This window comes from Streptomyces sp. TN58 (genome assembly GCF_001941845.1).
In the GTDB taxonomy this organism is placed as follows: domain Bacteria; phylum Actinomycetota; class Actinomycetes; order Streptomycetales; family Streptomycetaceae; genus Streptomyces.
On the sequence record NZ_CP018870.1, the window covers coordinates 5,634,598 to 5,658,479 of the forward strand.

The 23,882-nt window shown below is 73.2% G+C and carries 18 protein-coding genes and 1 pseudogene; 13 read left to right on the top strand and 6 right to left on the bottom strand.

Translation table 11 applies throughout. The annotated features are described in order from the left end of the window. Positions 1–8: 8 nt before the first annotated feature. The 4 genes from scpA to BSL84_RS25690 all read right to left on the bottom strand — a co-directional run bounded on the left by scpA (position 9) and on the right by BSL84_RS25690 (position 6,422). Positions 9–2,195 (bottom strand): methylmalonyl-CoA mutase, encoded by a 2,187-nt coding sequence (scpA, locus tag BSL84_RS25675; protein WP_075971203.1) that lies wholly within the window; start codon positions 2,193–2,195, stop codon positions 9–11. Further along, on the bottom strand, positions 2,192–4,057 hold the full coding sequence (locus tag BSL84_RS25680) for a methylmalonyl-CoA mutase family protein (protein WP_075971204.1): 1,866 nt from the start codon (positions 4,055–4,057) through the stop codon (positions 2,192–2,194). Before BSL84_RS25680 ends, scpA begins: the two co-directional genes overlap by 4 nt. A 645-nt stretch (positions 4,058–4,702) precedes the next feature. Then, complete coding sequence (locus BSL84_RS25685) at positions 4,703–5,515, bottom strand: MerR family transcriptional regulator (RefSeq protein WP_075971205.1); 813 nt, start codon at positions 5,513–5,515, stop codon at positions 4,703–4,705. A 187-nt stretch (positions 5,516–5,702) separates the two neighbouring features. Further along, entirely contained in the window at positions 5,703–6,422 is a 720-nt protein-coding gene (locus BSL84_RS25690) for a DUF2470 domain-containing protein (protein ID WP_075971206.1), read from the bottom strand. A gap of 157 nt (positions 6,423–6,579) precedes the next feature. Here BSL84_RS25690 and BSL84_RS25695 point away from each other — a divergent pair, with 157 nt between their 5' ends. The 4 genes from BSL84_RS25695 (at position 6,580) to BSL84_RS25715 (ending at position 9,756) form a co-directional block, all read left to right on the top strand. Then, positions 6,580–6,975 (top strand): cell division protein SepF, encoded by a 396-nt coding sequence (locus tag BSL84_RS25695; RefSeq protein WP_030031705.1) that lies wholly within the window; start codon positions 6,580–6,582, stop codon positions 6,973–6,975. Between the two features lie 67 nt (positions 6,976–7,042). Continuing rightward, positions 7,043–8,422, top strand: coding sequence for an ATP-binding protein (locus BSL84_RS25700; RefSeq protein WP_234363513.1), 1,380 nt, complete (start codon positions 7,043–7,045; stop codon positions 8,420–8,422). Between the two features lie 320 nt (positions 8,423–8,742). After that, a complete protein-coding gene (locus BSL84_RS25710) occupies positions 8,743–9,147 on the top strand; it encodes a nucleotide pyrophosphohydrolase (protein WP_107069724.1) in 405 nt (134 codons plus the stop codon). Between the two features lie 123 nt (positions 9,148–9,270). Then, positions 9,271–9,756 (top strand): DUF6099 family protein, encoded by a 486-nt coding sequence (locus tag BSL84_RS25715; protein WP_030031265.1) that lies wholly within the window; start codon positions 9,271–9,273, stop codon positions 9,754–9,756. 126 nt (positions 9,757–9,882) lie between these two features. Here the strand turns inward: BSL84_RS25715 and BSL84_RS25720 are convergent, their stop codons facing one another. Further along, on the bottom strand, positions 9,883–10,143 hold the full coding sequence (locus BSL84_RS25720; protein WP_075971207.1) for a hypothetical protein: 261 nt from the start codon (positions 10,141–10,143) through the stop codon (positions 9,883–9,885). Between the two features lie 204 nt (positions 10,144–10,347). Between BSL84_RS25720 and BSL84_RS25725 the strand changes: the two genes are divergently transcribed. From BSL84_RS25725 to BSL84_RS25765, 9 genes and pseudogenes are all read left to right on the top strand, one after another. After that, entirely contained in the window at positions 10,348–11,271 is a 924-nt protein-coding gene (locus BSL84_RS25725) for an LLM class F420-dependent oxidoreductase (RefSeq protein ID WP_045323777.1), read from the top strand. Between the two features lie 359 nt (positions 11,272–11,630). After that, positions 11,631–12,542 carry a homocysteine S-methyltransferase gene (mmuM, locus tag BSL84_RS25730; protein WP_075971208.1) on the top strand — a complete coding sequence of 304 codons (912 nt, stop codon included), beginning with the start codon at positions 11,631–11,633 and terminating at the stop codon, positions 12,540–12,542. A gap of 77 nt (positions 12,543–12,619) precedes the next feature. Then, complete coding sequence (locus tag BSL84_RS25735) at positions 12,620–14,167, top strand: 3' terminal RNA ribose 2'-O-methyltransferase Hen1 (protein WP_030026975.1); 1,548 nt, start codon at positions 12,620–12,622, stop codon at positions 14,165–14,167. Next, positions 14,164–16,721 (top strand): annotated as a pseudogene (locus BSL84_RS25740) (polynucleotide kinase-phosphatase). The gene BSL84_RS25735 and the pseudogene BSL84_RS25740 overlap by 4 nt, the downstream one beginning before the upstream one ends. A gap of 164 nt (positions 16,722–16,885) precedes the next feature. Next, complete coding sequence (locus BSL84_RS25745) at positions 16,886–17,398, top strand: hypothetical protein (protein ID WP_030026977.1); 513 nt, start codon at positions 16,886–16,888, stop codon at positions 17,396–17,398. 46 nt (positions 17,399–17,444) lie between these two features. Next, entirely contained in the window at positions 17,445–18,671 is a 1,227-nt protein-coding gene (locus BSL84_RS25750) for an arginine deiminase (RefSeq protein WP_030026978.1), read from the top strand. A gap of 138 nt (positions 18,672–18,809) precedes the next feature. After that, complete coding sequence (gene argF, locus BSL84_RS25755; RefSeq protein WP_045323968.1) at positions 18,810–19,829, top strand: ornithine carbamoyltransferase; 1,020 nt, start codon at positions 18,810–18,812, stop codon at positions 19,827–19,829. A gap of 108 nt (positions 19,830–19,937) precedes the next feature. Next, positions 19,938–20,765 (top strand): enoyl-CoA hydratase family protein, encoded by an 828-nt coding sequence (locus BSL84_RS25760; protein ID WP_030026980.1) that lies wholly within the window; start codon positions 19,938–19,940, stop codon positions 20,763–20,765. 4 nt (positions 20,766–20,769) lie between these two features. Then, positions 20,770–23,025 carry a bifunctional salicylyl-CoA 5-hydroxylase/oxidoreductase gene (locus BSL84_RS25765; RefSeq protein ID WP_075971209.1) on the top strand — a complete coding sequence of 752 codons (2,256 nt, stop codon included), beginning with the start codon at positions 20,770–20,772 and terminating at the stop codon, positions 23,023–23,025. Positions 23,026–23,081: 56 nt separating this feature from the next. Here the strand turns inward: BSL84_RS25765 and BSL84_RS25770 are convergent, their stop codons facing one another. Then, the gene (locus tag BSL84_RS25770) at positions 23,082–23,882 is read right to left on the bottom strand and encodes a PaaX family transcriptional regulator C-terminal domain-containing protein (RefSeq protein ID WP_045323970.1); all 801 of its coding nucleotides are present in this window, start codon (positions 23,880–23,882) and stop codon (positions 23,082–23,084) included.

Consider the following 23,882-nt stretch of genomic DNA (forward strand, 5'->3'; position numbering starts at 1 on the left):
GCGCCCGCCTACAGCTCGTGGCCCAGGTCCGCGGCCAGCCGCGTCACCAGGTCGTGTGCCGCGTCCGGGATGACCGTTCCGGGCGGGAACACCGCCGTCGCACCCATCTCCAGGAGCGTCGGGACGTCGGCCGGGGGGATCACCCCACCCACGACGATCATGATGTCCTCGCGGCCCTCCTCCGCCAGCTGCTCGCGCAGTGCCGGTACGAGGGTCAGGTGGCCGGCCGCCAGTGACGACACGCCCACCACGTGGACGTCCGCCTCGACGGCCTGGCGGGCCACCTCCGCCGGGGTCTGGAACAGCGGGCCGACGTCCACGTCGAAGCCCAGGTCGGCGAACGCGGTCGCGATCACCTTCTGGCCGCGGTCGTGACCGTCCTGGCCCATCTTGGCGACCAGGATGCGCGGACGGCGGCCCTCCGCCTCCTCGAACCGGTCCACCAGCGCGCGGGTGCGCTCCACCGACGGGGACTCGCCCGCCTCGTTTCGGTACACGCCCGCGATCGTACGGATCTGGCTCGCGTGCCGCCCGTACACCTTCTCCAGTGCGTCCGAGATCTCACCCACGGTCGCCTTGGCGCGCGCCGCGTCCACCGCCAGGGCCAGCAGATTGCCGTCACCGCGCTCGGCGGCGTTCGTCAGCGCCCGCAGCGTGTCCTGCGTGACCGCCTCGTCGCGCTCCTCCCGCAGCCGCCGCAGCTTGGCGATCTGCTGGGCGCGCACCGAGGAGTTGTCGACCTTCAGGACCTCGATCGCCTCGTCGTTCTCCACGCGGTACTTGTTCACGCCGATCACCGGCTGCCGGCCCGAGTCGATCCGCGCCTGCGTACGCGCCGCGGCCTCCTCCACGCGCAGCTTCGGGATGCCGGCGTCGATGGCCTGCGCCATGCCGCCGGCCGCCTCGACCTCCTCGATGTGCTGCCAGGCCCGCCGGGCCAGGTCGTACGTCAGCTTCTCGACGTACGCGCTGCCGCCCCACGGGTCGATCGACCGGCAGGTACCCGACTCCTGCTGGAGCAGCAGCTGGGTGTTGCGGGCGATGCGCGCCGAGAAGTCCGTCGGCAGCGCGAGCGCCTCGTCGAGGGCGTTGGTGTGCAGCGACTGGGTGTGGCCCTGCGTCGCCGCCATCGCCTCGATGCAGGTGCGCGTCACGTTGTTGAAGACGTCCTGCGCGGTCAGCGACCAGCCCGAGGTCTGCGAATGCGTGCGCAGCGACAGCGACTTGGTGTTCTTCGGGTCGAACTGCTTCACCAGGCGCGCCCACAGCAGGCGGGCCGCGCGCAGCTTCGCGACCTCCATGAAGAAGTTCATGCCGATCGCCCAGAAGAACGACAGGCGCGGTGCGAACGCGTCCACGTCCAGGCCGACCGCCTGCCCCGCCCGCAGGTACTCCACACCGTCCGCGAGGGTGTACGCCAGCTCCAGGTCGGCCGTGGCCCCGGCCTCCTGGATGTGGTAGCCGGAGATGGAGATCGAGTTGTACCGCGGCATCTTCTGCGAGGTGAACGCGAAGATGTCGGAGATGATCCGCATCGAGGGCTTGGGCGGGTAGATGTAGGTGTTGCGGACCATGAACTCCTTGAGGATGTCGTTCTGGATGGTCCCGGCGAGCTTGTCGGGGGAGACGCCCTGCTCCTCCGCCGCCACGATGTACAGCGCGAGGACCGGCAGCACCGCGCCGTTCATCGTCATCGACACCGACATCCTGTCCAGCGGGATCCCGTCGAACAGCTGCCGCATGTCGTAGATCGAGTCGATCGCCACGCCTGCCATGCCGACGTCACCGGTCACGCGCGGGTGGTCGCTGTCGTAGCCGCGGTGCGTGGGCAGGTCGAAGGCCACCGACAGGCCCTTCTGACCGGACGCCAGGTTGCGCCGGTAGAAGGCGTTCGACTCCTCGGCCGTGGAGAAGCCGGCGTACTGCCGGATCGTCCAGGGCTGGTTGACGTACATCGTCGGGTAGGGGCCGCGCAGGTACGGGGCCACGCCCGGGTAGGTCTTCAGGAAGTCCAGGCTCTCCACGTCCCGCCCCGTGTAGAGCGGCTTGACGCCGATGCCCTCGGGCGTCTCCCACAGCAGGTCGGCGGCCGCGGTGCCGGTGGACTCCTTCACCGACGAGCGCCACTGCTCCTCCGAGACCCCGGCGGCGGCGGTGGGACCGAGCTCCAGCTCGGTGAAATCGGGGATGCTCACGCGGGCACTCCCATCCGGTCGAGTACGGAGGACAGCACGGCGACGGCGTCACAGCCGGCGAAGACGTACTCGTCCACGGAAGCCTCTGCGGTGCCCGGCCGCCCGGCGAGGAAGACGGTCGTGGCACCCGCGGCGCGCAGCGCCCCGGCCACCGCCGCGGCCTGCTCCTCGTACAGCGCGTCGCTGGAGCAGAGCACGGCCATGCCGTCGGCGCCGCTCGCGGCGTAGGCCGCGGCGGCCGTCCGCGGGTCCACCGACACCGGGTCGTGCACGGGCTCGACACCGCCCGCCTGGAACAGGTTCGAGGCGAAGGTGGCGCGCGCGGTGTGAGCGGCCGCCGGACCCAGCGCGGCGAGGAAGATCCTCGGCCGGGCGCCCGTCGCCGCCAGGTGCGCGTCACTGCGGGCACGCAGGGCCTCGTACGCCTCGTCACGCCGTACGCGCGGCAGCCCGCCGGAGGGCGCGGCCGGCGCGGCCTCGCGCACGACCGGCTTCTCCGACAGCAGCGGGAACTCGCTGACCCCGGTGATCGGTTCGCGGCGCTTGGCCAGCTTCTCGGAACGCTCCGCCCAGGTGGCGGCGAGGCGTTCGGCGACCATGCCGGAGCGCAGGGCGGCGGCCAGGCCGCCGGCCTTCTCCACGGTCTGGAAGAACTCCCAGGCGGCGTGGGCGAGTTCGTCGGTGAGCCGCTCGACGTAGTACGAGCCGCCGGCCGGGTCGATCACCCGGGCCAGGTGCGACTCCTCCAGCAGGATGGTGGAGGTGTTGCGGGCGATACGGCGCGCGAAGGCGTCGGGCAGGCCCAGCTCGTTGTCGAAGGGGAGCACGGTGACCGAGTCGGCGCCGCCGACGCCCGCGGCCATACAGGCCACGGTGGTGCGCAGCATGTTCACCCACGGGTCGCGGCGGGTCATCATCACCGGCGAGGTCACGGCGTGCTGGAGCTGGGCACCGGCCTCCGGGGCCCCCGAGGCCTCGGCGATCCGCGCCCACAGCCGGCGCGCGGCCCGGAACTTGGCGATGGTGAGGAACTGGTCAGCGGTCGCGGCATAGCGGAACTCCAGCTGCCCGAGCGCGGCTTCGACGCCGAGCCCACCTGCGGAGAGGGCGCGCAGGTAGGCGACGCCGGTGGCCAGCGACAGCCCCAGCTCCTCGGCGGCGCTGCCGCCGGCCTCGTGGTACGGCAGGGCGTCCACCGTCAGGGCCCGCACCCCCGGCAGGCCGGCGGCGGCCTCCCGGGCCAGCTCCACGGCCGCGGCCGGGTCCAGGGCCTCGCCGGTGCGGGCCTCGTGGCCCAGCGGGTCGGCACCGAGGGAGGCCCGCACGGCCTCCGGAGCCACCGAACGCGCGGCGTACAGGTCCAGCAGGGCGCGGGCGGCCTCGGCGTACCCGGCGCCGGCGTCCAGGGCGATCGGCGCGAGGTCCAGGTAGACCCCGTCCAGGGCGCGGGCGAGACCGTCGGCCGGGATGCCGCCGCGGCCCACGGTGAGCCAGAGGGAGGTGACCCCGTTCTCCAGGTCGGCGAGGGCCGCCTCGTTCAGGCGCTGCGGATCGGTGCCGGCGAGACGCTGGCGCACGTCCCAGCCGTTCGCGGTGGTGCCTTCCGGCCTACCTCCGCGGATAAAGGGGGCGAAGCCGGGGAAACCGGTGTCGGGCACCGTCCCGTCGGGCGGCGCGGTGTACAGCGGGCGGGTGGTGAGCCCGTCTTCGAGTCGGGTGGACAGCGCATCTTCTGCGGCCTCGCCGGATGCTTCCTTGCCCGACTTGCGCAGTACGCCTTCTACAAGGCGCTGCCACTGCTCATGCGTCGCGTCAGGGAACTCGGCGGCCAGGGAGAGCCCGTCGTCAGGCAGGACCGTCATGGCTCGAATGTAGGGGAGCGCGCTCAGGTGGCACCATACCGACGGGTGTGATCTCCCCCTCTCGGAGCGTGCCGGACGGGTCTCGGAGGACCCGGCTGAGCAGCATGGTTGCGGCCGTCCACCAGGAGCCCGGCCGGACCGGCGCACGGAGCCGCGACCCGGCGGAGCGGTCCCGGCCGTCGCGGACGCCCGGCACCGCCGGCGCGGGCATCCCGCGGCGCGGGACGCCCGACGGGCCGGCCCACGCCACGGCCCACGGTTTGCAGACATCCGACAGAAGGGACACCCCCGGCGCCCCGCCGCACCCTTCCGCCGCCGCGACGACGGGCCGCGGCACCGCCCAGGCGTCTCGGCGGCCGCGGTGGGCTGCGGCACGGCCTCCGCCGGCGGCGGCTCCGGCTCCCGGTCCGGCGGCCAGGTCACCACCCGGCAACACCATCAGCGGCCTGCGGGGCATCCGGTCGGCCGCAACCGGCCGGATCCACTTCGGCGGCACCTTCTACGGCGCCGTCGTCAAACTGGCGAGCAGTACACCGGCCGCACCCTGCGCGAGAACCACGGCCTGCCCCGCCCGGCCAACCGGACCGCACTCACCGCGGACGGATTGCCGGGGCCGGCCGGGAGAACCTGGCCGGCCCCCTCGCATCAGGCCCTGTGCACCGGTTCCTGGAGCTCGGTCACCCACTCGTCGTGGTTGTCGGGGCATTCCAGGTTGATCTCCCGGGGGTAGCCGGCCGAGCGGTAGCCGTTGGCGTCGATCCAGCGGCCGAGGGTCTGGACGGTGGGCAGCACGGTCTCCATGGAGCCGCGGTGGATGACGGTCGCCGCCTGCTCGACGGCCGGCAGGTCAACGATCCGCAGCCCGGCCTCCTCACCGAGGGGCGCGGAGACCTCGACACCCGCGTGGATGAGGACCCCGCCGTCCGACGCGTCCTCGTAGTAGGCGACCCCGGGCCCGCAGGGAGCGATGCCCGCCGCCTCCAGGCGCCGGAACAGCTCCTCGTACAGCGGCTGGATGATCGGGCCGATGGTGTTGAAGTCCGGTGCCACTGCGGTCAGTTCGGCCAGCCGTACGCTCGGCAGGCTCTTCAGTACGACATCGTCGGCGGGCATCTGCCCCTCGCTCTCGATCGACCGGAGCCTCGCCTCGACCTGGGTCAGCCGGGCCGCTGCCGCCGCCATCGCCGCCTCCAGTTCCGCCTGCCGCAGCCGGAGCATGGCGCGCAGTTCCTCGGCGGTCACCTTCCCGTCCAGGATCTCCTGGACCTGCTGGAGGGTGAAGCCGAGTTCCTTGAGCGCGATGACGCGGTTGAGGCGGGCCAGCTGGGCGGCGGTGTAGTGCCGGTAGCCGGTGGCCGGGTCGACGTGGGCCGGGCGCAGCAGACCGGTCGCGTCGTAATGACGCAGCATCCGGACCGAGACGCGGCCGTGCCGGGCGAAGTCTCCGATGGTGAACATGATGTCTCCGAGTTGACCGCCTGACACGGTGTGAGGGTCAAGAACACCGCTCGGAAGACCATGCGCAGGCCCGGTCGCGGCTCTCCCCCCGATGCCGCCGCCCACTCTCGCAGACGACGGTGCAGGACCGCCCTCGGGGCCCCGGCCTTTGCCCATCGGCAGGCAGGCAGGGCGCGGCGCGGAGTGCTCAGGCCGGCAGTGTGTTGCGGTGCGATCGGCGGCGTGCAGCCGCGAACAGCGCCTGGATCTGCGCACCCGACTGCTCGACGTCGTCGAGGGGCGAGGGGAAGGCCAGCCGTACGTCGCGGTGGCCGCGCCGCTCCTCCAGCCGCAGGGTGATCCCGTAGCGGTCCATGGCGAGCGGCAGGGCGCGCACCACCCCGGCCGCGGGCTGCGGGTGGACCAGGCGCAGCAGCAGTGTGACGAGGTCGTGGTGGTCGTCGAGGAGGTGGGTCAGCATGCCCGCCTCGTAGGGGGCGAGCGGGTCGGGCTGCGCCGCGTCGAGCTCGTCCAGGCCGACGTGGGCGACGCCCTCCGCGGTCTCCAGCTCGGCCCGTTCGAACTCCATGCAGGTGGAGTCGGCGCCGGACCCGGCGGACAGGTCGGAGTAGGGGGTGAGCAGCCGCCCCAGCACGGTGACGCGGGCGCGCACCCGGTCGCGTACGGGGGTGGGCGCGACATCGGTGAACTCCAGCCGGATCGCGGGCCGGTACTCGGACTCGCCGCCCGGCTCGGCGGGGTGCAGGTGCAGCCGGCCCATGGGGTCGCCGCCGTCGAGGTGGCGGACCTCGCTGCGCAGGCCGTCGGTGACCACCGTCATGGAGTGGGCGGCGGCCAGGACCGACCGGATCCGCTCGGCGGCGGTGGGCAGGGCGGCCGATGCTGCGGGGTCACCGAACAGGCGCATGCGGATCTCTCCATCGTCCGTGTGGGTTAGGTATGCCTAACCTAACTCATCTTGGTCTCCGAGAGTACCCGGCGGGGTTCGTGTCGTTGTTGGGCTGAACGGGTGAAACGCGAGAGGATGGGGGGATGCACATGAAGCGCGCGGCCGAGGCGGCCCGGTGAGCAGGTACGACGTCACCGACGAACAGTGGGAGGGGCTCGCGCAGGTGGTACCCCTGCGCAGTCGCAACGAATGGCCCTCCCGGGTGGACCACCGCACGATTCCCAAGTCGCCCGGCGCGGCGGCGGCTGAGCAGCGGCGCTTCGTGGTGATCAGAGTCCAGATCTTCGCGGACGCGCGGGAGGTGGCCGAGTACCTGATCGCGCAGATCCCGGTACTGCTGGACCTCACCGGCGCGGACAGCGAAGTCGCCAAGCGCATCCTCGACTTCAGCAGCGGGGTGGTCTTCGGGCTGGGCAGCGGGATGCACCGGGTGGACCGGAACGTCTTCCTGCTGGCCCCCGTGGGGACCGAGGTCGAGGGGATCGCGGCCGCGGCCGTCCCCCGATCGTAGGAAGGTCCGTACGAAGGAACGGTTCGCCGGGGCTGCGGGGGGCCCGGCGGCCCGTACCGTCCGGCGCATGGACGCCACCGCCGTCGCGTTAGGCGACGCCACCCGCACCCGTACCGATCCCGCTGTGGCCGGGGCGGCCGACGAGCCCGCAGCCGCGGAAGCGCCCGGCCCTCCGGCGGCCCCGGCCTCCGCCTCCGCCCCGGCTCCGGCTTCCGCTCCGGCTCCGGCCTCCGCTCCGGCCTCCGTCGGGGCGGCCGGCGAGCCCGTCGTGCCCGCCCAGGCGGCCCCCCGCGGCGCCGTCCGGTCCGCCGAGCCGGCCCAGCGGCACGCGCGGCCCGTGATCACCGAGTTGCGGCTGTCCGCCTTCGGGCGGCACCGGTCGGCGGCCTTCCCGCTCGGGCCCGTCACCCTCTTCGCCGGGCCGAGCGGCAGCGGCAAGTCCCAGGCCCTGGCCGCCTACGGGGCATTGGCCGCACTGGGCGCCGGCGCCACCCTCGACGAGGCCTTCCCCGACGCGGGCACCCGCATCCCCGACCGGGCGCTCCCCGACGCCCAGCGGCGACGCGGCTTCCGGCTCGGCTGCACGGTCGACGGCCCCGCCGGACCGGTCCGGCTCGACCTCGCCGTCCAGGCCGAGCCCACCCTGCGGATCGTCGGCGAACGGCTCTCGCAGAACGGGCAGATCCTCTTCGCCACCGCCCTGCGCGACCCCGGCCGGCGCTCGGTGCAGGCCGCCTGGCTGACCGGCGGCGCCGTCGGCGTCACCCGGGCCCCGCTGCCCGACGACCGGCTCGGCACCGCGCTGCTCCCGTTGCGGGTCGCAGGGTCCACGGCCGGCCAGCGGCAGGTGCTGGCCGCCGCCGAGCAGGTGGTCGTGGCCCTGCGCTCGGTGTTCGCCTGCGACCCCCGGCCGGACCGGATGCGCGCGCCCGTCCCGCGGGGCGAGGGCCGGCTGCTGGCCGACTGCGCCAACCTGGCGGACGTACTGCGCCGGACCCGCCACGAGTGCGGAACGCGCCACACCCTGCTGGCCGAGGCCGCCCGCACCGGCTGCGCGGGGCCCGTCGCCGGGCTGGACGTACGCGAGCCGGAGGGCGGGCACGTCAGCGCGGTCCTCGACCGCGGACCCGGCCGGCCCGCCACGGACCTGGCCCGACTCGGCTCCGGCGAACTCCGCTTCCTCGCGCTCGCACTGGTCCTGCTCACCGGGCCGGGAGTGCTGGACATGGATCCCGCCGCCGAACTGCTGTCCGCCCGGCAGGCGCTGACCGTCCTCGCCGACGGCTTCGACCACGGCCTGGACGGGAGTCAGAGCGCCGAACTGCTGCGGCTGGCGCTGCTGTCCTGCGGCCGCGGGCACGTCCGGCTGGTGGCGGCCGTGGGGGAGGGGACCGCGGCCGCCGCCCGCCGCCTGCCGGGCGTGTCGGTGGTAGACCTGTCGGTTTGACTTCCTCCCCCTCTACGGCTCGCGCCGCGGGGTTTCCTGTTTCGTCGCCGGCTGCCCGCCCGGAGTGCTCCGTTGAGGCCTTACACCAGCTCCACGGGCTGTCACTGCCAGTCCGGCAGCCGGCAGCTTCTTCGCTGCCTTCACGTCCCGGTCGTGGGCCGTCCCGCAGGCGCAGGTCCACTCCCGGACGTTGAGCGGCATCTTGTCCTGGAGGGTGCCACTTTTCGCCCGAGGGGCGAAAAGACCGCTCCCTATCCTGCTCCGCAGGGGCTTCGTTTCCTCCCCCGCCTGAAGGCGGGGGTATCCACGAAAGGACTCAGATGAACGAGACGGAGACGCAGGGGCCGGGGGCCCGGCAGCCCGGGGGGCGGCCCGAGGAGCGGCTGGCACTGTTGCAGCGCAGGCTCGCCAGTTTCGCGGCGGCGCGCGGCTGGGAGCCGTACCACACGCCCAAGAACCTCGCGGTGGCGCTGAGTGTGGAGGCGGCCGAGCTGGTCGAGATCTTCCAGTGGCTGACGCCGGAACAGTCGGCGAAGGTCATGGAGAAGCCGGAGTCCGCCCACCGCGTGGCCGATGAGGTGGCCGACGTACTCGCGTATCTGCTGCAGTTCTGTGAGGTTCTCGGGGTCGATGTGCTGGATGCGCTCGCCGCGAAGATCGAGAGGAATGAACTCCGCTTCCCCGTAACGGATGGCCCGACCCCGAATCGTCACTCTTCGGAGTGATGGACTCCTCCACAATCACGTTTCTGTCCACATTTTCCGAATACCCCTGGCTTTACTGGCCTGTTGCCCTCACTCTGGGTAGTGGTGAGGATGGCGGGATGTCGTGCGGACGGGGGACGGCATATGGATGCGGTACGACTCATCGCGGTCGGCCGGCACACGCTGGCGCAGAGCGGGACCGCGTGGGACATAGTGGGCGAGGCCTGGCAGGCCCAGGCACTCGCGCAGGGAATCGGGAGCTGGCTGGCGGTCACCGGGCCGCGGGAGCTGAGATCGGAGGCACAGGGACTGGGGGAAGCAGGAGGCAGAGGATGCGGGATCGTGGACCGGGCCGCCCTGCGCGGCGAGGGCAGCGCGCCCCACTATCCGCCGCGGGCCGCACAGCTGGGCGGCGTGTCGGACATCCGGCAGGCACTGCTCGGACTCCAGGCGCTGCTGGGCGAGGTGGGGATAGCCCTGGTCGGGGTGGCCTGCGCCACGGACGACGAGGCCCTGTACTGGCAGTGCATAGAGTCGATCGACGCGGCTGACGAATCGAGCGACCGCGTCCGGGCGATCCTGCGCCGCATGGTGGTGCGTGAGCGGGGGTCGGCCTCGGGCGTGGCCTGAGCCGGGCACGACCCGCAGGGACGGCACGGGTCTGACGGGCGGTACGGCGCCGAGGGCACGGGCCCGGCGGGCGGTGCGGCCGGCGGCACGGGCAGGGTCCCGCCGTGCGCGACGGGACCCGCACGGTCAGGAGGACCGGTGGGCCCCGTGGGACCGGTGGGACGGGTGCTCGCTGTCGGCGGTGCGGTCCGCGGAGGACTGAAGATCGGCGTCGAGCTGCGACAGGTCGGCGTTCAGCGCCGCCATCAGCTCCTCCATCTGCTGCAGCAGGCCCTTCTGCGCGCCGTCCGTCCGGGCGGGCGCGACGGACTCCGGCGCTGCCTCGTGCGCTGCCTGTCCGGTCCAGCCGGTCTGTCGGGGGGTCTCCGGCACGGCCTCGTGGGACATGGCGGCCTCCTCGGCCCTGGCCCTTCCGTAGGGGGAAGGGGGCGGTGGACGCACCGGCGGGAAGCCGCCGGCACGCGGGCCGGGCGGTCCGGCTCCGACCGGGCAAACGATCCCCGTCCGGGCCGGTCACTGGCGGCGCGTGGCCCCGACACGTCAGGTTGACGAAGATTCACCCTGGCGGGGCGCGACGGGCAGGATGGGGCCATGGATCTTCGCATTTTCACCGAGCCCCAGCAGGGTGCGAGCTACGACACCCTCCTGAACGTCGCCAAGGCCACCGAGGACCTCGGCTTCGATGCGTTCTTCCGCTCCGACCACTATCTGCGCATGGGCACCGCCGACGGCCTGCCCGGCCCGACCGACGCCTGGATCACCCTCGCCGGCCTGGCCCGCGAGACCAGCCGGATCCGCCTCGGCACCCTCATGACGGCCGGCACCTTCCGGCTGCCCGGCGTCCTCGCCATCCAGGTGGCGCAGGTCGACCAGATGTCCGGCGGCCGCATCGAACTGGGCCTGGGCGCCGGCTGGTTCGAGGACGAGCACAAGGCCTACGGGATCCCCTTCCCGCCGGACCGGATGTCCCGGCTGGAGGAGCAGCTGGCCATCGTCACCGGCCTGTGGGCCACCGCGCCCGGAGCCACCTTCGACTACACCGGGCAGCACTACCGGGTGGAGAAGTCCCCCGCGCTCCCCAAGCCCGCCCAGGCCAAGGTCCCCGTCCTCGTCGGCGGCCACGGCGCACAGCGCACACCGCGGCTCGCCGCACGGTACGCGGACGAGTTCAACATGCCCTTCGCGTCGATCGCGGACAGCGAGCGGCAGTTCGCCAGGGTCCGGGAGGCCGCCGAACAGGCCGGCCGGGGCCCGAACGACCTCGTCTACTCCAACGCCCTCGTGGTGTGCGTCGGCAAGGACGACGCCGAGGTCGCCCGCCGCGCCGCGGCCATCGGCCGGGACGTCGACGAGCTCAAGGCCAACGGCCTGGCCGGATCCCCGGCCGAGGTCGTGGAGAAGATCGGCGCCTACGGCGCCGTCGGCTCCTCCCGCGTCTACCTCCAGCTCCTCGACCTCGACGACCTCGACCACCTGGAGCTCATCTCCGCCCAGGTGCTCTCGCAGCTCAGCTAGGGCGTGCTGCGAAAGTGGCGTCGTCCGCCCGCAGGGCGGGGGCTCGCGGTGTCTGGTGCGGTGCCTCGCAAGGCGGAGGGTCGTCCGCGTACCCGTCGTACGCGGGCGACCCCGACAACGCCGCGAGGTGCCGTGCCAGGCGCCGCGAGCCAGACGGGACCTTCGCAACACGCCCCAGTGCTGCGACCGTAAAGGTTCACCGGGTCACGGCGCCCGGTACGGCACCTCGCGGCGTTGTCGGACCACGCACGTACGTCCGGTACGAGCCGTGGCCCTCCGCCTTGCGATGCACCGCACCGAACACCGCGCCCCGGCAAACCTTTCCTGCCACCGCACCAGCGCCGCCCCCGGGAGCACCGATGCCACGCGCGACCACCCCACTCGCCGAAGCCCTGGCCCACCGGAGCGTCGTCCTGGACGGCGGGCTCAGCAACCAGCTCGCCGCCCAGGGCTGCGACCTCACCGGAGGCCTCTGGACCGCCCGCGTCCTCGACGAGCGGCCGGACCAGGTCGAGGCCGCCCACACGGCGTACGCGCGGGCCGGCGCCCAGGTGCTGATCACCGCCTCCTACCAGGTCGGCTACGAGGCCTTCACCGCCCGCGGCCGCGACCGCGACGCGACCACCGCCCTGCTGCACCGCAGCGTCGCGCTCGCCGCCCGGGCGGCCGGGGCAGCCGACCACGACGTGTGGGTCGCCGCCTCGGTCGGCCCGTACGGGGCGGTGCTCGCGGACGGCTCCGAGTACCACGGCCGGTACGGGCTGACCGTGCGCGAACTCGCCGCCTTCCACCGCCCCCGCATCGAGGCCCTGCTCGCCGCCGGCCCCGACGTCCTGGCCGTGGAAACCCTCCCCGACCCGGACGAGGCCGAGGCCGTCCTCACCGTCCTCGCGGAGACCGACGCCCCGGCCTGGCTCAGCTACACCGTGGCCGACGGCCGCACCCGGTCGGGACACCCACTCCCCGAAGCCTTCGCGCTCGCCGCCCGCGCCCCGCAGGTCATCGCGCTCGGCGTCAACTGCTGCGACCCCGCCGAAGTCCTGCCGGCCCTCGAAGCGGCGGCCGCCGTCACCGCCAAACCCCTGCTGGCCTACCCCAACGACGGCTCCGTCTGGGAGGCCACCACCGGCACCTGGCGGTCCCCCGAAGCCACACCCCCGTGGCCCACGGCCTCCTGGCGCCGCACCGGAGCCCGCCTCCTCGGCGGCTGCTGCCGCATCGGCCCCGACCACATCGCACACCTGGCCCGCGACCTGACCGGCCCCGGCTGAGCCGCCTCCTCGGCCATGGCCGACACCGCGGGGAAATCCGTTGGCCCGAGCGTGATCCGACAGTCATGCTGAACCGCATGTTCCTTACGATCACCACCACCGGGACCGCCGAGAACCCGGCGACTGACCTGGGCTTTCTCCTGCACAAGCACCCGGACCGGGTACGCGTGGAGAGCCAGTCCCACGGCACCGCCCACGTGTTCTACCCCGAGGCCACAGCCGAGCGGTGCACGGCGGCCCTGCTGCTGGAGGTCGACCCGATCGCGCTCGTACGCCGGGGCAGGAGCAAGGGCAAGGGCCGCGGCGGAGCACCCGACGCCGCGCTCGCGCAGTACGTCAACGACCGGCCGTACGCCGCGTCCTCACTGCTCGCCGTCGCCCTCAGCGGGGTGTTCCGCACCGCCCTGAAGGGGACTTGCGTCCTGCGCCCCGAACTCCCCGGCCGGACGCGCCCGCTGCGGATCGAGATCCCCGTGCTCCCCGCACGCGGCGGCGCCGCCATGGTGCACCGGCTGTTCGACCCGCTCGGCTGGGACACCGTCCAGGCCGAGGCCGTACCGCTCGACGAGCAGTTCCCCGAGTGGGGGGACTCCCGCTACGTACACCTCGTACTGGAGGGCGAGCTGCGCCTCGCCGACGCCCTGCGCCAGCTCTACGTGCTCCTGCCGGTCCTCGACGACGCCAAGCACTACTGGATCGCCCCCGACGAGGTCGACAAGCTGCTGCGCGCCGGAGACGGCTGGCTCGCCGCGCACCCCGAGCACGCGCTCATCAGCTCCCGCTACCTGGCCCGCCACAAGCGGCTGACCCAGGAAGCCGTCGACCGGCTGGAGCTGGTGCGGCTCGCCGAGTCCGACGGCAGCGAGGTCGAGGAGATCGACAACGCCGTCGACGAGACCAGCGACACCGAGGAGCGGCCCGTACCGCTCGCGGTGCAGCGGCGCGACGCCATCCTCGCCGCGCTGCGCGCCGCCGGCGCCCAGCGGGTGCTCGATCTCGGCTGCGGGCAGGGCCAGTTGGTGCAGGCGCTGCTCGGGGACCCCGCGTACACCGAGATCGTCGGCATGGACGTGTCCGTGCGCGCCCTGACCGTCGCCGCCCGGCGGCTGCGGCTGGAGCGGATGGGCGAGCGGCAGCGCTCGCGCGTCACGCTGTTCCAGGGCTCGCTCGCCTACACCGACAAGCGGCTGGCCGGCTACGACGCGGCCGTGCTCAGCGAGGTCGTCGAGCACCTGGACCTGGAGCGGCTGCCCGCCCTGGAGTACGCGGTGTTCGGCTCGGCCCGTCCCCGCACGGTCCTCGTCACCACGCCGAACGTCGAGTACAACGTCCGCTGGGAAAGCCTCCCGGCCGGGCACGTCCGGCACGGCGACCACCGCTTCGAGTGGACCCGCGAGGAGTTCCGGGCCTGGGCCGGCCAGGTCGCCGCCCGCTTCGGCTACACGGTCGCGTACGTCCCCGTCGGCGACGACGACCCCGAGGTCGGGCCGCCGACCCAGATGGCCGTCTTCACCCAGGTCACCGGTGCCGCCACCGAGACGGCCAGCGCCACCCCCACCACCGAGACGACCACCACCACCGAGACCACCACCACCGACTCCCCGAAGGAGGGCGAGGCAGCATGACCACCGAGAGGAAGCGCACCCTTCCCGTCACCGACCTGTCCCTCGTCGTCCTGATCGGGGCCACCGGCTCGGGCAAGTCCACCTTCGCCCGCAAGCACTTCAAGCCCACCGAGGTCATCTCCTCCGACTACTGCCGGGGCCTGGTCCGCGACGACGAGAACGACCAGAGCGCCAGCCGGGACGCCTTCGACGTCCTGCACTACATCGCCGGCAAGCGCCTCGCCGCCGGCCGCCTGACCGTCGTCGACGCCACCAGCGTCCAGGCCGACGCCCGCCGACAGCTCATCGCGCTCGCCCGCGAGCACGACGTCCTGCCCATCGCCATCGTCCTGGACATGCCCGAGCAGGTCTGCGCCGAACGCAACGCGGCCCGCCCCGACCGGGCCGGCCTGCCCCGCGCGGTCATCCAGCGGCACCGCCGCGAACTGCGGCGCTCCCTGCGCGGCCTGGAGCGCGAGGGCTTCCGCAAGGTGCACGTCCTGCGCTCCGTGGAGGAGACCGAGACCGCCGAGGTCGTCCTGGAGAAGCGCTTCAACGACCTCACCCACCTCACCGGCCCCTTCGACATCGTCGGTGACATCCACGGCTGCTCCTCCGAGCTGGAGACCCTGCTCGCCAAGCTCGGCTACGAGGACGGCGTCCACCCCGAGGGCCGCACCGCGGTCTTCGTCGGCGACCTCGTCGACCGCGGACCCGACAGCCCGGGCGTCCTGCGCCGCGTGATGGGCATGGTCAAGTCCGGCAACGCCCTGTGCGTGCCCGGGAACCACGAGAACAAGCTCGGCCGTTACCTCAAGGGATCCGAGGTCCGGCAGACACACGGACTCGCCGAGACGATCGAGCAGCTCTCCCACGAGCCGCCGGAGTTCGTCGAGGAGGTCCGGGAGTTCATCCGCGGCCTCGTCAGCCACTACGTCCTCGACGGCGGCAAGCTGGTGGTCTGCCACGCCGGGCTGCCCGAGAAGTACCACGGCCGGACCTCCGGCCGGGTCCGCTCGCACGCCCTGTACGGGGAGACCACCGGCGAGACGGACGAGTTCGGCCTGCCCGTGCGCTACCCGTGGGCCGAGGACTACCGCGGCAAGGCCGTCGTCGTCTACGGCCACACCCCCGTCCCGGCACCGCCTGGATCAACAACACCATCTGCCTCGACACCGGCGCCGTCTTCGGCGGCCGGATGACCGCCCTGCGCTGGCCCGAGCGCGAACTGGTCGACGTACCGGCCGAGAAGGTCTGGTACGAGCCGGTCAAGCCGCTCGTCACCGAGGTGCCGGGCGGACACGACGGCCGGCCGCTGGACCTGTCGGACGTGCACGGCCGCCGGGTCGTCGAAACCCGCCACCTGGGCAACGTCGGCGTCCGCGAGGAGAACGCGGCCGCCGCGCTGGAGGTCATGAGCCGCTTCGCCGTCGACCCGCGGCTGGTCCCGTACCTGCCGCCGACCATGGCGCCCACCGCCACCTCCCGCGAGGACGGCTACCTGGAGCACCCGGCCGAGGCCTTCGCCCAGTACCGCCAGGACGGCGTCGACCGGGTGGTGTGCGAGGAGAAGCACATGGGCTCCCGCGCCACCGTCCTGCTCTGCCGGGACGCCGGCGCCGCCCGGGAGCGGTTCGGCGTCGACGGTCCGACCGGTTCCGTCCACACGCGCACCGGACGGCCCTTCTTCCACGACCCCGAGGTCACCGAGGAGGTACTGGCACGGCTGCGCGCGGCCGTCACCCGGGCCGGACTGTGGGAGGAACTGGCCACCGACTGGCTGCTGTTCGACGGGGAACTCCTGCCCTGGTCGCTGAAGTCGGGTGGTCTGCTGCGCAGCCAGTACGCCGCCGTGGGCGCCGCCTCGCGCGCCGTGTTCCCCGGCGCCCTCGCAGCCCTGGAGGCGGCGGCCGCCCGCGGCGCCGACACCGGCGCCCTGCTGGAGCGCCAGCGCGGCCGGGCCGCCGACGCGGCGGCCTTCACGGAGGCCTACCGCCGCTACTGCTGGACCACCGACGGGCTGGACGGCGTACGGTTCGCGCCGTTCCAGCTGCTGGCGGCGGCCGGACGGTCGCTGGCCGCCGTACCCCACGACCGGCAACTGGCCTGGCTGGACCGGCTGGTCGCGGCCGACGACCCGGCCACCACCCCCGGCGGCACCGGCCTGCTGCGCGGCACCGGCCGGATCCTGGTCGACACCGGTGACGAGGACTCCGTACGGGCCGGCACCGACTGGTGGCTGGAGATGACGGCCGCCGGCGGTGAGGGCATGGTCGTCAAGCCGCTCCAGGCCTACGCCCGGGACGGCAGGGACCGGCTGGTCCAGCCGGGGATCAAGGTGCGCGGACGGGAGTACCTGAGGATCATCTACGGCCCGGAGTACACGCGTCCGGACCAGCTGGAGCGGCTGCGGGAGCGGTTCCTCGGGCACAAGCGCTCGCTCGCCCTGCGGGAGTACGCGCTCGGGCTGGAGGCGCTGGACCGGCTGGCGGCCGGGGAGCCGCTGTGGCGGGTCCACGAGCCGGTCTTCGCGGTGCTGGCGCTGGAGTCCGAGCCGGTCGACCCGCGGCTGTGACGCGCGTCGCGGCGATGTCCGCTGCGTAAAGGCGGAGCCCCCGTACGGCCCGGAATTAGGTCGTATGGGGGAACTTTCGCCGGGAACGCCGGGGAAACCGCCGACGGGATCGTTCATCCAGGGCAGCGGAACGACCGCCACCCCGGAAGGACGGAACACCACCTATGAAGATGACCGCGCGCGGAAGCATTGCGGCGCTCCTGACCTGTATGGCCGCGGCCGGTGTGGCCACCCCGGCCGTCGCCGACGGGGTGCCGGTGGGTGTCCCGCTCGAAGGTGTGGAGACCACGACGGGCCTGGACGTGCCGCGGGTCGCCACCGCGGTGCCGCTGCCGGTCGTCGGAGCGCCGGAGGCTCCCCGCATGCACACGGGGGAGATGCTTCCCACGCCGCTGCTGCCGGCCGTCCCGATCGCCACCGAGCTCGGCCGGACCCTGGTCACCTCGCCGCTGCCGAACCTGGCGGGCCACCCGGAGACGGACGGCGAGGGTTCGCTGGAGGCGCCCGCCACCACCGTCCGCACCCGCACCCCGGGCGCGGTCGTCGGTTCTCCGCTCACGATGCCGGACGGGTCCAACTTCGGGCTGCCGAACCTGACCACGCCCAAGCTGGGACTTCTCGCTCCGGAAGTCACGGGGGCGCCGGAGGCGCTTCTCGGTGTCGCCCTGCCCCGCTGAGCCGACGCCTCCTCAAAAGGCCGCCCGGTCTGCGAACGTGTACGGCATGGGATTCCATGTCGACTCCGAGACCGGGCGGCTTCGCCGCGTCATCCTCCACCGGCCCGACCTGGAGCTGAAGCGGCTCACACCCGGCAACAAGGACGCACTCCTCTTCGACGACGTGCTGTGGGTGCGCAGGGCCCGCCAGGAGCACGACGGCTTCGCGGACGTGCTGCGGGACCGGGGCGTGGACGTCCACCTCTTCGGTGACCTGCTGCGCGAGGTCCTGGACGTCCCGGAAGCCAGGCGCCTCGTACTGGACCGGGTGTTCGACGAGAAGGAGTACGGGCCGCTCGCCACCGACCACCTGCGGTCTGCCTTCGACGGCCTGGCCTCGGCGGACCTTGCGGAGGCGCTGGTCGGCGGGATGACCAAGCGGGAGTTCCTGGAACGGCACGCCGAGCCGGTGTCCGTGCGCTTCCACGCCCTGGACACGGACGACTTCCTGCTGGGGCCGCTGCCCAACCACCTGTTCACCCGCGACACCTCCGCCTGGATCTACGACGGGGTGTCCATCAACGCGATGCGCTGGCCCGCCCGGCAGCGCGAGACCGTCCACTTCGAGGCGATCTACCGCCACCACCCGCTCTTCACCGCCTCCGGCGCCTTCCACTACTGGTCGCAGGGGCAGGCGGACTACCCCTCGACGATCGAGGGCGGGGACGTCCTCGTCATCGGCAACGGCGCGGTGCTCATCGGGATGAGCGAGCGGACCACGCCGCAGGCGGTGGAGATGCTGGCCCGGGGCCTGTTCGCCGCGGGTTCGGCGACGTCCATCGTGGCCCTCGACATGCCCAAGCACCGGGCCTTCATGCACCTGGACACGGTGATGACGATGGTCGACGGAGATACGTTCACCCAGTACGCGGGGCTCGGCATGCTCCCGTCCTACACGATCGAGCCGGGCGACGGGGGCAACGAGCTGAAGGTGACCGACCACCCGGCGGAGCACATGCACCGGGCCATCGCCGCCGCGCTCTCGCTCGACTCGATCCGGGTGCTGACCGCGACCCAGGACGTGCACTCGGCCCAGCGGGAGCAGTGGGACGACGGGTGCAACGTGCTCGCCGTCGAGCCGGGCGTGGTGGTCGCGTACGAGCGGAACGTGACCACCAACACGCACCTGCGCAAGCAGGGCATCGAGGTGATCGAGATTCCGGGCAGCGAGCTGGGGCGCGGACGGGGCGGGCCGCGCTGCATGAGCTGCCCGGTACAGCGGGACCCCGTCTGAGCAGGCACGTACGAGAAGCGGACGGGGGAAGGAAGGGGGGAAGGTCACACGCGTAGGAGGCCCGCTGGCCTGTATATGAATACAAGGTGTCGTATAGACTTCCAGCATCCCCTGTCACCGTGACGCTGGAGCGACCCCATGGCCCCCGACCTCAAAGGCCGCAGTTTTCTCAAGGAGCTCGACTTCTCGGCCGCCGAGTTCCGCGGCCTGGTCGAGCTCGCCGCCGACCTCAAGGCGGCCAAGAGGGCCGGGGCCGAGCAGCAGCACCTCAGGGGCCGCAACATCGCGCTGATCTTCGAGAAGACCTCCACGCGCACCCGCTGCGCCTTCGAGGTCGCCGCCGCGGACCAGGGCGCCCACACCGTCTACCTGGACCCGGCCGGCTCCCAGATGGGGCACAAGGAGTCGGTCCGGGACACCGCCCGGGTGCTGGGCCGGATGTTCGACGGGATCGAGTACCGGGGCGACAGCCAGGAGTCCGTCGAGGCGCTCGCCGCACACTCCGGCGTCCCCGTCTTCAACGGCCTGACCGACGACTGGCACCCCACCCAGATGCTGGCCGACGTCCTCACCATGACCGAGCACAGCACGAAGCCGCTGCACCGGATCTCCTTCGCGTACCTCGGCGACGCCCGCTTCAACATGGGCAACTCCTACCTCGTGACCGGCGCGCTGCTGGGCATGGACGTACGGATCGTCGCGCCCCGCAGCTACTGGCCCGCCGAGCACGTGGTGGCCGAGGCGCGCCGGCTCGCGGCGGACAGCGGCGCGAGGATCACCCTGACCGAGGACGTCGCCGAGGGAGTGGCCCAGGCCGACTTCGTGGTGACCGACGTGTGGGTGTCCATGGGGGAGCCCAAGGAGGTCTGGGACGAGCGGATCGCGGCCCTGGCGCCCTACGCCGTCACCATGGACGTGCTGCGCGCCACGGGGAACCCGGACGTGAAGTTCATGCACTGCCTGCCGGCCTTCCACGACCTGGGCACCAAGGTGGCCCGGGAGATCCACGAGCGGCACGGGCTCGACTCGCTGGAGGTGACGGACGAGGTGTTCGAGTCGGAGCACTCCGTCGTCTTCGACGAGGCCGAGAACCGGCTGCACACCATCAAGGCCGTACTCGTCGCCACTCTCGGCCGCCCCGGCCCGGGCGACGCGTAGCCGCGCCGTAAGGGGGCCCCGGCCGGCGGTGCGGGCCGAGGCCGGGCCCATCCCCCGTCTGTCGCGTTTCTCTGACGGTAGTCACGATCCGGTGATAGCGTGGGTCGGGTGAGCCCCTTCACCGGTTCCACACCAGCGACCGAACGGTGGCACCACCTCCGCCTCACCCGGCAGGACGGCGTCGCCACCGTCACCTTCGACCGCCCCGAGAAGATCAACGCACTCACCTTCGGCGCCTACGCCGACCTGCGCGATCTGCTCGCCGAACTGTCCCGCGAACGCTCCGTGCGCGCCCTCGTACTGGGCGGCGAGGGCCGCGGCTTCTGCTCCGGCGGAGACGTCGACGAGATCATCGGCGCCACCCTCGCCATGGACACCGCCCAGCTCCTCGACTTCAACCGGATGACCGGCCAGGTCGTCCGCGCGATCCGCGAATGCCCCTTCCCGGTGATCGCCGCCGTGCACGGCGTGGCCGCCGGCGCCGGCGCCGTCCTCGCGCTCGCCGCCGACTTCCGGATCGCCGACCCCACCGCCCGCTTCGCCTTCCTCTTCACCCGCGTCGGCCTCTCCGGCGGCGACATGGGCGCCGCCTACCTGCTGCCCCGCGTCGTCGGCCTCGGCCACGCCACCCGCCTGCTGATGCTCGGCGAGCCCGTCCACGCGGCCGAGGCCGAGCGGATCGGCCTGCTCAGCGAACTCACCGACGAGGGCAAGGCCCACGTACGGGCCGCCGAACTCGCCGCCCGCCTGGCCGCCGGCCCCTCCCTCGCCCACGCACAGACCAAGGCCCTGCTCACCGCCGAGCTCGACATGCCGCTCGCCGCCTCCGTCGAGCTCGACGCGGCCACCCAGGCCCTGCTCATGAACGGCCAGGACTACGCGGAGTTCCACGCGGCCTTCACCGGGAAACGGCCGCCGGAGTGGAAGGGCAGGTAACGCCATGCCGCACGGCAGCGCGTTGCGGGTCGCCGTCGTCGGCGGCGGACCCGGAGGACTGTACGCCGCCGCGCTGCTGGCCCGCCGCGGCCACACCGTGGAGGTCTGGGAACGCAACGCCCCCGACGACACCTTCGGCTTCGGCGTGGTCCTCTCCGACGAGACCCTCGGCGGGATCGAACGCGCCGACAGCGTCGTCCACGCCGCCCTGAGCCGGGAGTTCGTCCGCTGGGACGACGTCGACGTCGTCCACCGCGGACGCCTGCTGACCTCCGGCGGCCACGGCTTCGCCGCCATCGGCCGGCGCCGGCTGCTGGAGATCCTGCACGAGCGCTGCGCCGGACTCGGCGTCCGGCTCCGCTTCCGCACCGAAGCCCCGGACCTCACCGGGCTGCGCGCCTCCCACGACCTGGTCGTCGCCGCCGACGGCGTGCACAGCGCCATCCGCGACGCGGACGCCGCCCACTACCGGCCCACGCTGACCCCCGGCCGCTGCCGCTACATCTGGCTCGCCGCCGACTTCGCCCTCGAAGCCTTCCGCTTCGAGATCGCGGAGACCGAGCACGGGGTCATGCAGCTGCACGCCTACCCGTACGCCGCGGACGCCTCCACCGTCATCGTCGAGATGCGCGAAGAGGTCTGGCGGGCGGCGGGACTCGACCTCTGCGACGAGGAGGAGTCCGCGGCCCGCTGCGCCAAGACCTTCGGCGAGGCCCTGCGCGGCCGCCCGCTGCACGGCAACCGCTCCGCCTGGACGCGCTTCCACACCGTCGTCAACGAGCACTGGTCCCACGGCAACGTGGCGCTCGTCGGCGACGCCGCGCACACCGCCCACTTCTCCATCGGCTCCGGTACCAAACTCGCCGTCGAGGACGTCCTCGCCCTCGCCGAAGCCGTCGACGCGGCCGACGGGGACGTACCCGCCGCCCTCGCCGCGTACGAGGCGGCCCGCCGCCCGGCCGTCGCCAGCACCCAGCGGGCCGCCGCCGCCAGCAGCCGCTGGTTCGAGGAGATCGCCGGATACGTCGACCAGCCCGCCCGGCAGTTCGCCTTCAACCTCCTCACCCGCAGCCGCCGCGTCACCCACGACAACCTGCGGCTGCGCGACGAGCGCTTCACCCGCGCCGTCGAACGCGACTTCGGCTGCCCCGACGACGCCACCCCGCCCATGTTCACCCCGCTCACCCTGCGCGGCCTGACCCTGCGCAACCGGGTCGTCGTCTCCCCGATGGACATGTACTCGGCCGAGGAGGGCGTACCCGGCGACTTCCACCTCGTCCACCTCGGCGCGCGGGCCCTCGGCGGCGCCGGCCTGGTCATGACCGAGATGGTCTGCGTCAGCGAGGACGGCCGCATCACCCCCGGCTGCGCGGGCCTGTACACCCCGGAACAGGCCGCCGCCTGGCAGCGGATCACCGACTTCGTCCACACCTCGGCACCCGGCACCGCCCTCGGCGTCCAGCTCGGCCACGCCGGCCGCAAGGGCTCCACCAAGGTGATGTGGGAGGGCATGGACGACCCCCTCCCGGACGGCAACTGGCCGCTGGTCGCCGCCTCGGCCCTGCCCTACCGGCCCGGCGTCTCCGCGCTCCCGCGCGCCCTGGAACCGGCCGACCTGGACGCACTGCGCTCCGACTTCGCGGCGGCCGCCGTCCGCGCCGCGGACTGCGGCTTCGACCTCCTCGAACTGCACTGCGCCCACGGCTACCTGCTCTCCGGCTTCCTCTCACCGCTGACCAACCACCGCACCGACGCCTACGGCGGCCCGCTGCGGAACCGGCTGCGCTTCCCGCTGGAGGTCTTCGACGCCGTCCGCGCCGTCTGGCCCGAGGACCGGCCCATGACCGTACGCCTGTCGGCCACCGACTGGGCCCCGGGCGGCACCTCGCCCGAGGAGGCCGTGGAGATCGCCGCCGCGTTCGCCGCCCACGGCGCGGACGCCATCGACGTCTCCACCGGCCAGGTCGTCGCGGACGAGGCCCCCGAATACGGGCGCTCGTACCAGACCCCGTACGCCGACCGGATCCGCAACACCCTCGGCGTCCCCGTCATCGCCGTCGGAGCCATCTCCTCCTGGGACGACGTCAACTCCCTGCTGCTGGCCGGCCGCGCCGACCTGTGCGCCCTCGGCCGCCCCCACCTCCACGACCCCCACTGGACCCTGCACGCGGCCGCCGACCAGTCCTACGAAGGCCCGGCCGCCCCCTGGCCCAAGCCCTACCGCGCAGGCAGCCGCAAACCCCCGACGGGCCGCGGCTGACGCCGCGCGCCACCGCCCGGGAGGCTCCTCTCAGGCACCCCGCAGGGGGCCGGCGCCTACAGGGCCACGAACTCCGCACCCAGGTCCCGCAGGCGGGCGTGGAGTTCCGCGAACACGGCCGCCGCCCGGTCGCCCGGCCAGTCCGCCGGGAGCAGTTCGCGCGGCAGGCCCGGGTCGGCGTACGGCAGGCGGCGCCAGCTGTCCAGCGCCAGGAGGTAGCCGCGGTAGGCCTCCTCCGGCGTCGGCCGGGGGCCCGACTGGAGAGCGCGCAGGGCGGGTTCGTGCAGGTCGAGGAACTCCTCGTGCTGCTTGGCCAGCGAGGTCAGGTCCCACCAGCGGGCCACCGCCTCGGCGGACGGCGCGAAGCCCAGATGGGTCCCGCGGAACAGCTCCACATACGGCGTCAGGCGCAGCCGCTCCAGCGTGTGCGCGGTCTCCTCCGCCAGCCGGGACGGCGCGATCCACACACCCGGCGCCACCGCCCCGAAGCCGAGCCCGGCCAGCCGGGACCGCAGCAGGTGCCGCTTGCTCCGCTCCTGCTCGGGCACGGAGAACACCGCCACCAGCCATTCGTCCGACGCCCGCGGGCCGCCGTAGATCCGGCGGTCGCCGTCGTCCAGCAGCCGGCGCGCCTCGCCGGACAGCTCGTACGCCGCCGCGCCGTCCGCGGCGCGCGCGGGCAGCAGGAAGCCGCGCCGCTTCAGCCGGGACACCGACGAGCGGACCGACGGGGCGTCCACGCCGGCCGCGCCCAGCAGGCGGACCAGCGCGGACACCGGGACCGGGCCCTCGTAGGACCGCCCGTAGGCGCCGTAGAACGTGACGATCAGGGATCGCGGAGTGTGCTGCTCGACCAC